The sequence below is a fragment of the Microbispora sp. NPDC004025 genome (assembly GCF_053604425.1).
This window is the reverse complement of record NZ_JBSGHN010000003.1, coordinates 280,502-292,917: the sequence shown is the minus strand read 5'-3', so window position 1 is coordinate 292,917 and position 12,416 is coordinate 280,502. Positions and strand designations below refer to the sequence as shown.

10 protein-coding genes are annotated in these 12,416 nt (G+C 73.5%); 4 read left to right on the top strand and 6 right to left on the bottom strand.

Annotated elements, in window-relative coordinates; all coding sequences use genetic code 11:
• Nucleotides 1-149: 149 nt before the first annotated feature.
• The 3 genes from ACWEQG_RS09525 to ACWEQG_RS09515 all read right to left on the bottom strand — a co-directional run bounded on the left by ACWEQG_RS09525 (nt 150) and on the right by ACWEQG_RS09515 (nt 3,063).
• Complete coding sequence (locus ACWEQG_RS09525) at nt 150-1,088, bottom strand: NYN domain-containing protein (protein WP_169986141.1); 939 nt, start codon at nt 1,086-1,088, stop codon at nt 150-152.
• Between the two features lie 143 nt (nt 1,089-1,231).
• On the bottom strand, nt 1,232-1,477 hold the full coding sequence (locus tag ACWEQG_RS09520) for an acyl-CoA carboxylase epsilon subunit (RefSeq protein ID WP_452283305.1): 246 nt from the start codon (nt 1,475-1,477) through the stop codon (nt 1,232-1,234).
• Nucleotides 1,474-3,063: an acyl-CoA carboxylase subunit beta gene (locus ACWEQG_RS09515; RefSeq protein ID WP_452283303.1), complete on the bottom strand. Its 1,590-nt coding sequence runs from the start codon at nt 3,061-3,063 to the stop codon at nt 1,474-1,476. Before ACWEQG_RS09515 ends, ACWEQG_RS09520 begins: the two co-directional genes overlap by 4 nt.
• A 212-nt stretch (nt 3,064-3,275) precedes the next feature.
• Between ACWEQG_RS09515 and ACWEQG_RS09510 the strand changes: the two genes are divergently transcribed.
• The 4 genes from ACWEQG_RS09510 (at nt 3,276) to ACWEQG_RS09495 (ending at nt 8,901) form a co-directional block, all read left to right on the top strand.
• Nucleotides 3,276-4,043 (top strand): ABC transporter ATP-binding protein, encoded by a 768-nt coding sequence (locus ACWEQG_RS09510; RefSeq protein WP_452283301.1) that lies wholly within the window; start codon nt 3,276-3,278, stop codon nt 4,041-4,043.
• Nucleotides 4,016-5,617 (top strand): hypothetical protein, encoded by a 1,602-nt coding sequence (locus ACWEQG_RS09505; RefSeq protein WP_452283299.1) that lies wholly within the window; start codon nt 4,016-4,018, stop codon nt 5,615-5,617. The genes ACWEQG_RS09510 and ACWEQG_RS09505 overlap by 28 nt, the downstream gene beginning before the upstream one ends.
• 95 nt (nt 5,618-5,712) lie before the next feature.
• A complete protein-coding gene (locus tag ACWEQG_RS09500; protein ID WP_452283297.1) occupies nt 5,713-6,186 on the top strand; it encodes a hypothetical protein in 474 nt (157 codons plus the stop codon).
• A 78-nt stretch (nt 6,187-6,264) separates the two neighbouring features.
• A complete protein-coding gene (locus tag ACWEQG_RS09495) occupies nt 6,265-8,901 on the top strand; it encodes a phosphoenolpyruvate carboxylase (RefSeq protein WP_363468723.1) in 2,637 nt (878 codons plus the stop codon).
• A 54-nt stretch (nt 8,902-8,955) separates the two neighbouring features.
• On the opposite strand, the gene fdhD is transcribed toward ACWEQG_RS09495, so the two are convergent.
• The 3 genes from fdhD to ACWEQG_RS09480 form a co-directional block, all read right to left on the bottom strand.
• Nucleotides 8,956-9,831: a formate dehydrogenase accessory sulfurtransferase FdhD gene (fdhD, locus tag ACWEQG_RS09490; RefSeq protein ID WP_452283295.1), complete on the bottom strand. Its 876-nt coding sequence runs from the start codon at nt 9,829-9,831 to the stop codon at nt 8,956-8,958.
• A 62-nt stretch (nt 9,832-9,893) separates the two neighbouring features.
• Nucleotides 9,894-10,982, bottom strand: coding sequence for a glycosyltransferase family 9 protein (locus ACWEQG_RS09485; RefSeq protein WP_452283293.1), 1,089 nt, complete (start codon nt 10,980-10,982; stop codon nt 9,894-9,896).
• The gene (locus tag ACWEQG_RS09480) at nt 10,975-12,180 is read right to left on the bottom strand and encodes a glycosyltransferase (protein ID WP_452283291.1); all 1,206 of its coding nucleotides are present in this window, start codon (nt 12,178-12,180) and stop codon (nt 10,975-10,977) included. Before ACWEQG_RS09480 ends, ACWEQG_RS09485 begins: the two co-directional genes overlap by 8 nt.
• Nucleotides 12,181-12,416: the final 236 nt, after the last annotated feature.

Genomic DNA, 12,416 nt, shown 5'->3' with positions numbered 1-12,416 from the left:
CGGCGGGCTGGCGGAAATCGGACGCCGCCGTCGCGGCGGCTTCGCGCGAGCCGGGCGCTGACGCCGGGAGTGCCTCGCGCCGGACCGGGCGCTGAGCGAAGTGCCTCGCGTGAGCCGGGAGTGCGCCCGCGCGGGTTCGGGCGCCGGCGTCACTTGCTGGAGATGCCGACCCCGAGGTCGAACTCCCGGTAGACCCGGGCCCAGAAGCCGTCGCGCAGCCACACGCGTGCCTCCGGATAGGGCCGGAGAGAGTGGCCGAGCTCCTTCTCGGCCTCGATGAGCAGCTCGGTGTCGATCACCGTGGGCAGCAGCGGGCCCGGCAGCAGGTCGCGGATGTTGTCCCGGCCGCGGGTCAGTATCCACTTCTGCGCCACGTGTTCGCCGACCTCCTCCACCCGGGGCCGGCCCGGGCCGAGCTTGGCGACCTGACCGGCGGGCGCCTTCGGCGGCATCGGCTTGACCGTACGGCCCGCGAAGACCTGGGCGGGCGACGGCGTGGGCGGCACGGGAACGGGCACCGGGGCGCGGGTGAAGAACGGACGCAGGAAGTCGGCGCTCAGGATCTCGACAGTGTCCGACTCCCAGACGAGCCGTTCGGCCTGGTTGGTGCCGAACGGCGGCTCGACCCCCCACAGGTGGACGCGCACGCCGTACGCCTGCGCGGCCTCCACGGCGGGCACCATGTCCTCATCTCCGGCGATCAGCACGGTGTCGCTCACGGCGTGGTGCCGGGCCAGGGCCTCGAGATCGCTGCGGATCTGCGCGTCCACGCCCTTCTGCTGGCCACGGGCGTTCAGGTTGCCCAGCCTGACCTTGACCCAGGGCAGCTGGGCGATCACCCGCTGGTCCACGGTGGGCACACGGTCCCGGGCGGCGTCGTACCAGTAGACGCGCAACAACTCGCCCTGGATGCGGTCGACCGCGTGCTTCTGCAGCGCCTGGATCAGCTCGTCCGCGGCGACGCGGTACTCCTTACGCTCCTTGGCGCCTAAGAGAACCTCACCGGCGGCCGCGTAAAGGTAACCGACGTCCACGAGAACGGCATACTTGGCGGAAATGCCATGTGCGCTGAAGTCCGGGATGGCCATGGTGTCCTCCTGGACTCGTCACTAGATGATCGGCTGACTATATTCCCCCGCTTTCTAGATAGTCCCAACTCTTGAGCCAGTTGACACCCTGTTCCGTCGATGTAATCGGACCGTGGTCGTCGCGGATGGCAGGGTAGACGGCGTCAGCCGCCGGGGAAGAAGGCCCGGCGCCAGGCTCCCGGTCCGTGCGGGAGCCCCGGGCGCAGCCGATGCGCCGGGTTCCTCCAGTTTCCCGTCGCCGGCGGCGGCGTGGGCCGGGCGCCGCCGGCCGTCGCCCCTGCCGCCGACCCTGCCGCCATCTGGGCCGCCAGCGCGGCGACGAGGGCGACGGTCTCCTCGGGGGTGGCGTCCCCCCGGACGATGCTGAGATACGGCTCGCTGCTGCTCACAGCGGGATGTTCCCATGCTTCTTCGGCGGCAGCGCGGCCCGCTTGGAGCGGAGGGCGCGCAGCGCGCGGACGACCTGGACCCGGGTGTCCGAGGGCCGGATGACCGCGTCGACGTAGCCGCGCTCGGCCGCGAGATACGGATTGGCCAGCGTGTCCTCGTACTCGCCGACGAAACGGGCCCGCGCGGCGTCCGGGTCGTCGGCGGCGGCCAGCTCGCGGCGGTAGAGGATGTTGACCGCGCCCTGCGCCCCCATGACGGCGATCTGGGCGGTGGGCCAGGCCAGGTTGATGTCCGCGCCGAGGTGCTTGGACCCCATGACGTCGTACGCGCCGCCGTACGCCTTACGGGTGATGACGGTGACCAGCGGCACGGTCGCCTCGGCGTAGGCGTACAGCAGCTTGGCGCCGCGCCGGATGATGCCGTTCCACTCCTGGTCGGTGCCCGGGAGGAAGCCCGGCACGTCGACGAAGGTCAGCACCGGAATGTTGAAGGCGTCGCAGGTGCGCACGAACCGGGCGGCCTTCTCACTCGCGGCGATGTCGAGCGTGCCGGCGAAGCTCAACGGCTGGTTGGCGACGACGCCCACAGAACGCCCCTCGACCCGGCCGAAGCCCACGAGGATGTTCGGCGCGAAGCCCGCGTGGATCTCCAGGAACTCGCCGTCGTCGAGGACGTGCTCGATGACCGTGTGCATGTCGTACGGCTGGTTGGCCGAGTCGGGGATCAGCGTGTCGAGCTCGCGGTCCTCGTCGGTCGTCTCCAGGTCCGCCTCGACGTCGAAGGCGGGCGGGTCGTCCATGTTGTTGGACGGCAGGTACGACAGCAGCGCCCTGGCGAAGTCGAGGCAGTCCTGCTCGTCGGACGCCTCGTAGTGGGCGACGCCGCTCTTCGAGTTGTGCGTGTGCGCGCCGCCCAGCTCCTCGAACGTCACCTCCTCGCCGGTCACGGTCTTGATGACATCGGGCCCGGTGATGAACATGTGCGACTTCTCCTGCACCATCAGGACGAAGTCGGTCAGCGCGGGGGAGTACACGGCGCCGCCCGCGCACGGGCCCATGATCAGCGAGATCTGCGGCACGACGCCGGAGGCGTGCACGTTGCGCTTGAAGATCTCGGCGTAGAGGCCGAGGGAGACCACGCCCTCCTGGATGCGCGCCCCGCCCGAGTCGTTGATGCCGATCACCGGGCAGCCGGTCTTGAGCGCGTGGTCCATGACCTTCACGATCTTCTCGCCGAAGACCTCGCCCAGCGAGCCGCCGAACACGGTGAAGTCCTGCGCGAACACCGCGACCGGCCGGCCGTCCACCGTGCCGTACCCGGTCACGACCCCGTCGCCGTACGGGCGCTCGCGGTCGAGGCCGAAGGCGGTCGCCCGGTGCCGGGCCAGCTCGTCGAACTCCACGAATGAGCCCTCGTCGAGGAAGGCCGCCAGCCGCTCGCGGGCCGTCATCTTGCCCTTGGCGTGCTGCTTCTCCACCGCTCGCTGGGACCCGGCGTGGGCCGCCTCGCTCCGGCGGCGCTCCAGGTCCGCGATCTTGCCGGCGGTGGTGTGGATGTCGATCTCGGGGACGCGTTCGGCGCTCATCGCCCGCTCACCGTTCCTCGTATGCTCAGCGGCCCTCGGGTCCCGAACGCCGCTCCGGGTCGCGTCGAATCCATGGTCGACAGGTTAACCAGCCGGGGGCCGCCCGGTCGCGCCGGGTCGCGCTCACCGGGCTGCTCCTTGCATCAGGTGAGGAACGGGGTTCACGTCCCGTTCGTTCGAATCGACGACGGCTTGAGACAGATGGGGGCTCCATGACGGACGCCGTACGCACGCAGGGGTTGTACAAGCGCTTCGGACAGCAGGTGGCGGTCGGCGGGGTCGATCTGGTCGTGCCGAGAGGCAGCTTCGCCGGCCTGGTCGGTCCCAACGGCGCCGGCAAGACGACGACCCTGAGCATGGCCACCGGGCTGCTGCGCCCGGACGGCGGGCGGATCGAGATCGACGGCCACGACGTGTGGGCCGACCCGGTCAGCGTCAAGGCGCACATCGGCGTGCTGCCCGAGGGCCTGCGGCTGTTCGAACGGCTGTCCGGCCGTGAGCTGCTCATGTACGGCGGCCAGTTGCGCGGCATCCCCCTGGACGAGGTCGGCCGGCGCGCCGACGAACTGCTCAAGGTCATGGACCTGGTCGAGGCGCAGGACAAGCTGGTGGTCGACTACTCCACCGGCATGCGCAAGAAGATCGGCCTCGCGGCGGCGCTGCTGCACAACCCGCGCGTGCTGTTCCTCGACGAGCCGTTCGAGGGCGTCGACCCCGTCTCCGCCAACACGCTGACCGAGGTGCTGCGCAGGTTCACCGCCTCGGGCTCCACCGTCGTGTTCTCCAGCCACGTGATGGACCTGGTCGAGCGGCTGTGCGACTGGGTGTCGGTGATGAACCGCGGCCTCGTCGTCGCGCAGGGCCCGCTCGACGACGTACGGCGGGGCCGCACGCTCAACGAGGCGTTCCTCGACCTGGTCGGCGTGCGCGGCAACGGGGACGAGGGGCTGTCGTGGCTCGGCTCCGGGAGCACGCCGTGACGATGACGTGGCTGTTCGTCCGGCTCAAGCTCAGCCTGGTCCGCGGGGGCCTGCGCGGGAGCGTGGGCAAGCAGGCCGGCTTCGCCTTCTCGCTGGCCGCCGCGTTCCTCACCGCCGTCGCGGGGTTCGGGCTGCTGTCCCTCATCCGGCTCGCGCCGGCCGACGTCGGCCTCGACCTCGTGTCGGCGGCGTTCGCGATGTTCGCCGCCGGGTGGGTCGTCGTGCCGCTCATGGCCTTCGGGCTGGACGAGACGCTCGACCCGGCCCGGCTCGCCCTGTTCCCGCTCACCACCCGGCAGCTCGCGACCGGCATGTTCGCGGCGTCGGCCGCCGGGCCGTGGCCGATGGCCTCGCTGGCCGCGCTGTGCGGAGGGGTGGTCGCGCTCGCCCACGGACCCGGCGGGGTGCTCATCGGGGTGCCCGCGGTGGTCCTCCAGTTCGCCTTCTGTCTCACGGCCTCCCGCCTGGTGACCACCGCGTTGTCCGGGGTGCTGCGCACGCGCAGGGGACGTGACCTGCTCGCGGTGGTCGCGATCATCGGCGTGCTGCTCGTCCAGGTGCCGAACCTGCTGCTGAACCGCGGGCTGACGGGCGACCCCACGCGGATCCTGGCGTCCGCCGGGGACGTCCTGCGGTGGACGCCGCCGGGGCTGGCCGCGCACGCGATCGCCGACGGCGGGCTCATCGGCGTCGCCGAACTGGTCGTCGTCGCGATGTCGGTGGTCGTCATGGGATGGCTGTGGATCGCGGCGCTGCGGTACGCGCTGGTGCGGCCCGACTCCTCCAACCGGGGTGGCGGCTCCGTCCGCCGTTCCCGGACAGGCCGTTCCCGGACAGGCCGGTTCCTGCCCGGCGGCATGCTCGGCGCCGTCGTCGCCAAGGAGCTGAAGTACGCGAGGCGGGAACCGCGGGCCCGGGTGAACTGGATCAGCGCGATCTTCGTGAGCGCGGTCGTCATGTTCTCCCTGCGGGGTCCCGGCGGCTCGACGGGACAGTGGACGGCGATCGGTCCCGCCTGCCTGGCGGCCGTGGTGATCGGGCTGCAGGCGGCCAACTCCTTCGGCATCGACGGCAGGTCGCTGTGGATGAACGCGGTGGCCGTCGCGACCCCGCGCGACCTGCGCACCGACCTGGCCGGGCGGCACCTGGCCATGGCGGTCGTCGCGGTGCCGCTGCTGGCGCTGGCGTCGCTGGCCGCCGCCCTCGTGGCGGGGAACGCCGCGTGGGCCGTCGTCGCCGCGCTCACCGCGTGGGGCGTGCTCGGCACCGCCATGGGAATCGGCTCGATCACCAGCGTGACCGCCCCGTACACCTATCCCGACCGGATGAACGCCTTCACCGGCGCCGCCCCCGGGCAGGGCGGGCAGGCGTTCGCCGCCTCCTTCGCCACGATGCTCGTCACCGGCGTGCTCGCCCTGCCGATCGTGCTGCCGGTCCTCCTCGGCCTGACCTGGTGGGCCGTGCTCGCCGTGCCGTACGGCATGGCGGTCGCCTGGGCGGGACGCCGCATCGCCGCCGGCATCGGCTTCGCCCGCCTCCCCGAACTCCTCGCCGCCGTCTCCCGCCCCTCCTGAGAGGTAACAGAGCGGTCCCGAAGTCCATGCGGCGTTGCGGGCGATTCGGCCCGGCTCTATAACCGTTTGGACCGTTCTTAAAAGGGAGAGGCGATATGCGCGAACGTGGCCTGACGGGCCGTGCGATCTGGGCGCCGCTGGTCGCGGCGGCGCTGAGCGGCCTGGTCATCGGAGCGCTGGCGCGCCTCCTGATGCGCGGGATCAAACTGGCCATCGAAGGGCCGACCGACATCTCCCCGGCGGGCACGGCGATCATCATCGTCGCCTTCGGCGTGCTGGCCCTGCCCGCCGCGGTGACCGCGACCGCACGTCCGGTGATCATGCGCGCCGGTCGCTGGGTGACCGCCCTGGTGGCGGGGCAGCAGGTCGCGGCGACGGGGCTCGGCGACGCGAAGACCATCCTGCTGGCCGACGACAGCCAGTTGACGACGATCTCCATGCTGCTCGTCGGGTTCGGCGCGATCGTCGTGGCGCACGGCCTGCTCGCCCAGTACCTCACCCGCCGTTTCAGGGCGCTCCCCGCGACCCGGGCGGAGGCGCTCGGGACCACGGACGCACGACCGGCCTGAGCTGCATGGATCAGTGGTCTAGTCCAATTGGTGAGACCGCCCTCGGGCCACCGAGCGGGATTCGCTAGCCTTCGAAGCATGGCCGCCATCGCTCCTGCCGAACGACACAACGCCGTAGCGGAGATGCCGGACGAACTCCGCGCTGACGTGCGCCTATTGGGTGGACTCCTGGGTCAGGTGATCGCCGAACACGGCGGTCCCGACCTCCTCGCCGACGTGGAACGGCTCCGCAAGGCGGTGATCGCGGCCCGGCGTCAGGAGACGACGGCCGACGAGGTCGCGGCCTTGGTGGCCGAGTGGCCCGTCGACCGCGCAGTGCAGATCGCCCGGGCCTTCACCTGCTACTTCCATCTCGCCAACCTCGCCGAGGAGCACTACCGGATCCGCACCCTGCGGCAGCGTGACAAGGACGACGTGCCACTGCGCGAGTCCCTGGCCGAGGCCGTGCAGGGGCTGCGCGGGGACGACCGGCTCCAGGAACTGATCGACGGGCTGGAGTTCCGGCCCGTGCTGACCGCCCATCCCACGGAGGCGCGGCGGCGTGCGATCGTCACCGCCATCCAGCGGATCAGCGCCCAGCTCGACGCCTACAACGCCCCCGGGCGAGGCGCGGCCGAGCGCGAGGAGGCCCATCGGCGGCTGCTGGAGGAGATCGACATCCTCTGGCGGGCCAATCAGCTCCGCCACACGAAGCTCGACCCGCTGGACGAGGTCCGTACGGCGATGGCGGCCTTCGACGAGACGCTGTTCCGCACGGTGCCGCAGATCTACCGGTCGCTCGACGCGGCGCTCGGCCCCGGCACCGGCACGCGGGAGCCGCTCGCCAAGGCGTACATCCGCTACGGCAGCTGGATCGGCGGGGACCGCGACGGCAACCCCAACGTCACCGCCAGGGTGACCAGGGAGGCCATGCAGATCCAGGCCGAGCACGTGCTGATCGCCCTGGAGAACGCGACCACCCGAATCGGCAGGTCGCTCACCCTGGCCGAGGTCTTCACCCCGCCGTCCGCCGAGCTGCGCTCCGCGCTCGCGCAGGCCGAGCACGACCACCCCGACCTGGTGTCGGAGATGGCCACCCGATCGCCGCGGGAGCCGCACCGCCAGTGGCTGATGTTCGTGGCGGCCAGGATCGCCGCGACCCGCCGCCGCGACCTCGACCTCGCCTACCGCGCGCCGTCGGAGCTGCTGACCGACCTGCGGCTAGCGCAGGACTCCCTGCGCGGCGCCGGCGCCGTACGGCAGGCCTACGGCGAGCTGCAGCACCTGATCTGGCAGGTCGAGACCTTCGGCTTCCACCTGGCCGAGCTGGAGGTGCGCCAGCACTCCGCGGTCCACGCGGCGGCGCTCGAGGAGATCGCCTCCGGCGCGCTGTCGGAGCGCACCGAGGAGGTCCTGGCCACGATCCGGGTGATCGCCTGGATCCAGGAGCGCTTCGGCGTGACCGCCTGCTCCCGGTACGTCGTCTCGTTCACCCGCTCCGCCGACGACATCGCGGCGGTGTACGAGCTGGCCAGGCACGCCCTGGGCGAGCGCGCCCCGGTGCTCGACGTGGTCCCCCTGTTCGAGTCGGGCGAGGACCTGGACAACTCCTCCGCCGTGCTGGAGGGCATGAGCAAGCTAGAGCCCGTGCGCCGGCGGCTCGCCGCGAACGGGCGGCGCATGGAGGTCATGCTCGGCTACTCCGACTCGGCCAAGGAACTCGGCCCGGCGGCGGCCACCCTGCGGCTGTACGACGCGCAGGCCGCGCTGACCGCGTGGGCCGCGGCCAACGACATCACGCTCACGCTCTTCCACGGCCGCGGCGGCGCGCTCGGCCGGGGCGGCGGACCGGCCAACCGCGCCGTGCTCGCCCAGGCCCCCGGCTCGGTCGCCGGCCGGTTCAAGGTCACCGAGCAGGGCGAGGTCATCTTCGCGCGGTACGGCCACTCGGCGATCGCCAAGCGGCACATCGAGCAGGTCACCAACGCCGTGCTGCTCGCGTCCACCTCCGCTGTGGAGTCGGGCACCGCCGCGGCGGCGGAGAAGTTCCGCCGGCTGGCCGACACCGTGGCGGCGGCCTCCGAGCGCGCCTACCGGGCGCTGACCGAGGCTCAGGGCTTCCCCGAGTGGTTCGCGCTGGTCAGCCCGCTGGAGGAGCTCGGCTCGCTGCGGCTCGGCTCCCGGCCGGCGCGGCGCGGCCTCGGCGCGCCCCGCTCGCTGGACGACCTGCGGGCCATCCCGTGGGTGTTCTCGTGGGCCCAGACGCGGGTCAACCTCCCCGGCTGGTACGGCCTGGGCAGCGGCCTGGCGGCCGTGGTCACCGACGGCGGCATGGCCGAACTGCGGTCGGCGTACCAGGAGTGGGCGTTGTTCGCCGCGATGCTGGACAACGCCGAGATGTCGCTGGCCAAGACCGACCGGTCCATCGCGTCCCGCTACCTGGCCCTGGGCGGCCGGGCCGACTTCGCCGAGCAGGTCCTGGAGGAGTACGACCTGACGAGGCGGCTGGTGCTGGAGGTGACCGGGCACACCCGGCTGCTGGAGAACAGGCGGGTCCTGTCGCGGGCCGTGCAGCTGCGCGACCCCTACGTGGACGCGCTCAGCCACCTGCAGCTGCGGGCGCTGACGGCGCTGCGGACGTCGGGCGACCTTTCGGACAAGGAGCGCGAGCGCCTGTCCACCCTGCTGCTGCTCAGCGTGAACGGCGTGGCGGCCGGCCTGCAGAACACCGGCTGACGCCGCGAGCGCACCGGCCGGACGCCCGGGCTCCGGGCGCCCGGCCGGGCACTTTCAGGGCTGTCCGACGTCGACGCGTTCCGGGCAGGCGTAGATGTTGAAGCGCTCCTCGCGCAGGAACCCCACCAGCGTGATGCCGAACTCCCGCGCCAGGTCGACGGCGAGCGAGGAGGGCGCGGACACGGCGCACACGATCTGGATGCCCGCGCTCGCCGCCTTCTGCATGATCTCGTAGCTGACCCGGCCGCTCACCAGCAGGACGTGCCGGTCGAGGGGGCTCCGGCCGCCGAGCAGCGCCCAGCCGACCAGCTTGTCGACGGCGTTGTGCCGCCCCACGTCCTCCCGTACGGCCACGGGCGTGCCGTCGGGGGTGAACAGCCCGGCGGCGTGCAGCCCGCCCGTCCTGCCGAAGACCCCCTGGGCCTCCCGCAGCCGGTCCGGCAGGCCGTACAGGGTCGTGGCGGACACGCCGACCGGCGGGCGCACGGCCGGCACGGCGCACCGGTCGCGCAACGCGTCGAGGCTCGCCGTGCCGCAGACGCCGCACGCGCTCGACGTGAGGAAGTTGCGCGCCCGGGCGCCGAGGTCGGGCAGGTGCGGGGTGGTGAGCCGCACGGTCACGGTGTTGTAGCGCGCCTCGGGGTCCAGGTCCTCGTCGGTGCAGTAGCCGATGGCGGCGATGTCGCCGGGACCGGTGATCCCCTCGCCGTGCAGGAAGCCCGCCGCGAGCTCGAAGTCCGCGCCCGGCGTCCGCATCGTGATCGCCACCGTACGGCTCTCGCCGCCGGCGAGGAGCCGGATCTCCAGCGGCTCCTCGGTGGCGAGATCGTCCCGCCGGTCGCGTACGGACGACCCGGACACCCTCCGGACGCGTGCGCGTGTGACGGGCCCCAGCCGAGCCGTGGGCCGCGCCGCGCCGTCCCGTTCCATGTGCCGTCTCCTCCAGGGCATGGCTGCCGTTGTTTCCGGTACGCAGCCTGCCACGCCGCGTCTCAGGCGTCGTCCGCCGGGTGGCGCGCGGAGGAATCGGCGCACAGGCGCGTCACGGCGCGGGCGACGGAGGACACGCCGATGTCGGTCATGCAGGCGGCCCCCGCCGGAGACAGCGGGCATTCGGCCGTCCACCAGCACGGTTGCTCGGTGATGGCGGTGGGCCGGCGGTGCGGGCATCCGGGCTGTCCCTGCAGGTCGACGGCGCCGCCTGGGCCCGCGGAGGCGCCGATGCCGTACCTGCGGGCCCAGGTGGGGCCGAAAAGCCCGACGGTGGCCGCTCCGGCCGCGGCGGCCACCCGCAACGGCCCGGTGTCGCCGCCGACGACCACACCGCCGCGCCGCGCCACGGCGGCGAAGCACGCGGCGAGCCCGCGCAGGCCGCACCGCGGCAGCGCCGCCACCTCCGGGCCGAACGCCGAGTGCGCGGCGCCGGCGCGCTTGGGCGGCGCGTCGGGCGTGAGCAGGGGATGGCCGCGCCGGGCCAGCAGCGCGGCGAGTTCGCGCCAGCGCCCGGCGGGCCACCGCTTCACGTCCATGCCCGCGTCGGCGACCAGCACGACCGGGGGCCGCGCCGTACCTGCCGGGGTGACGGCCGGGAGGCGGCGGGCGAGCGCGCTCTCGCCGTACGCGATCTCGTCCGGCGTCAGGCGCACGGCCGGACGGGCGAGGGCGTCCTCGGGCCGGAGCAGCCCCTCGGCGACCAGGATGCGCAGGTAGCGCTCGCCGACCGGCTCGTCCGGGGGCGGACGGCGCCACAGGTCGGTGACGCACCGCGCGCCCGACGCGGCGAGGAGATCGGGGATGCCGTCATAGCGGGTGGTGGTGATCGCGAGGTCCGGGCGGCGGGCGGCCAGTGCTTCGGCCACGGCCTCCCGCTCGGCGCCCGCGCCGCCGTGGCGGGGGGTGAGCACCCGTGCGACGGCGGGGTCGCCGCGCAGGAGGGCGGCGCCGGGCTCATGGGTGAGCACGCGCAGCGACGCGCCCGGGTTGCGCAGGGCCAGGCCGTGCACGGCGGGCAGGAGCATGACCAGGTCGCCGATCCCGCCGAGCAGGTCGACGACCAGGATCTCCCGGTACGGCTCACGCATCCCGGCGGCCGAGCGGCCGGCCAGGGCCGGCCAGGGTCTCGTACAGCGCCCGGTGGGCGGAGGCGACCCGCGACCAGGAGTGCCGGGCGGCGAGCCGCCGGGCGGCCGCGCCGAGGCGCCGCCGCGCCTCACGGTCGCCGAGCAGCGGCCCGACGGCGTCCGCGATGGCGGCGGGGTCGCGGCGGGCCCCGATCACGGCGACGGCCTCCCCGAGCGGAAGGCGGGGGTCGGGCTCGTCCGGCACGGTGACCGCGGTCGGCAGTCCGTGGGCCAGCATCGTCAGCAGGGCGCCGCTCTTGGTCGTCACCCCGGCCGTGAAGGGCAGGACGCCCACGTCCGCCGCGTGCAGGAGCTCCGACACCCGGGCGGCGGGCAGGTGCCCGGTGAACGTCACCGCGTCCGCGACCCCGTGCCGCGCGGCCAGTGCCCCGAGCTCCGCGCGGAAGGCCCGGGCCTCGGCCTCCGGCAGCGCCTGGGAGGTGAAGCCGCCCACGACCAGCAGCCGCAGGCGGGGGCGGGCCGCGCGCAGCGCGGGCAGCGCCTCGACGAGCTGCCGCACGCCCTTCACGGGATGCACGAACCCGAAGAAGGCGAGCAGCGGATCGTCCGGGCCCAGGCCGAGCGTGTCTCGCACCCGCACGCGCGCCTGCCGTCCGCCGCCGTGATCCACGACGTTCGGCGCCAGGGGCACCTCCACGGCGGCCGTCCCGACGCGCTTTCGGACCTGCCGGGCATGGGAGGCGTTGGTCACGACCACGAGGGCGCTGGCGGGCACCAGCCGCCCGGTCTCCCGGTCCCACAGGCGGGCGCGTTCCAGGGGCCGCCAGACGGGGCCGGGCACCCAGCCGGGGGCCGCCCACCAGCCGTACTCGTGCAGGGTGGTCACCAGCGGCGCGCCGGGCGGCAGCAGGGGCGGCAGCAGCCCGGGCAGCCCCGAGAACCGGTAGGCGGACGGGGCGAACTGCACATGGACCACGTCGGGGCGCAGCCGTCGCACTCGCCGGGCGGCGTCGAGCGTGGCGGGCAGCCAGTGCCGGGGGGAGCGGGCCTCCGGTGATCCCACGGGCACCCCCACCGCCTCGACCCCGGCCTCGCCGAGCGCGCCGACGAGCCGTTCGACGTAGTCGCCGACGCCGTCGTGATCGGCGTGCCCGGGACCATGGACCATGGCGACGCGGATCCGGCCACCCTCCGTCACGGCCGCCTCCCCTCGTCGGCTGTCTTCCCCCTGGTGGCGATGCTGAAGAGCCTCGATCTGGTCGAGCAGGACAGCAACCGCGGCAGGTACCGGCTCGGCGTGGGCCAGGTCAGGCTCGCCGGGGCGACCGGCGGCTCACGAGTCGTTGTGGGAGGCCGGAGCCTGTCGCGGCGACGTCGTGTCCGCGCGTCCACGACCCCGGCGTCCGGTCCCGCTGAAGAGGGCGCCCTGCCCAC

Bases quoted from the DNA above. Each gene is read 5' to 3' on its own strand.
- ACWEQG_RS09485 (WP_452283293.1), bottom strand. From the start codon at position 10,982: ATGCGTGAGCCGTACCGGGAGATCCTGGTCGTCGACCTGCTCGGCGGG.
- ACWEQG_RS09510 (WP_452283301.1), top strand. From the start codon at position 3,276: ATGACGGACGCCGTACGCACGCAGGGGTTGTACAAGCGCTTCGGACAG.
- ACWEQG_RS09500 (WP_452283297.1), top strand. From the start codon at position 5,713: ATGCGCGAACGTGGCCTGACGGGCCGTGCGATCTGGGCGCCGCTGGTC.
- ACWEQG_RS09525 (WP_169986141.1), bottom strand. From the start codon at position 1,088: ATGGCCATCCCGGACTTCAGCGCACATGGCATTTCCGCCAAGTATGCC.
- ACWEQG_RS09515 (WP_452283303.1), bottom strand. From the start codon at position 3,063: ATGAGCGCCGAACGCGTCCCCGAGATCGACATCCACACCACCGCCGGC.
- ACWEQG_RS09495 (WP_363468723.1), top strand. From the start codon at position 6,265: ATGGCCGCCATCGCTCCTGCCGAACGACACAACGCCGTAGCGGAGATG.
- fdhD (WP_452283295.1), bottom strand. From the start codon at position 9,831: ATGGAACGGGACGGCGCGGCGCGGCCCACGGCTCGGCTGGGGCCCGTC.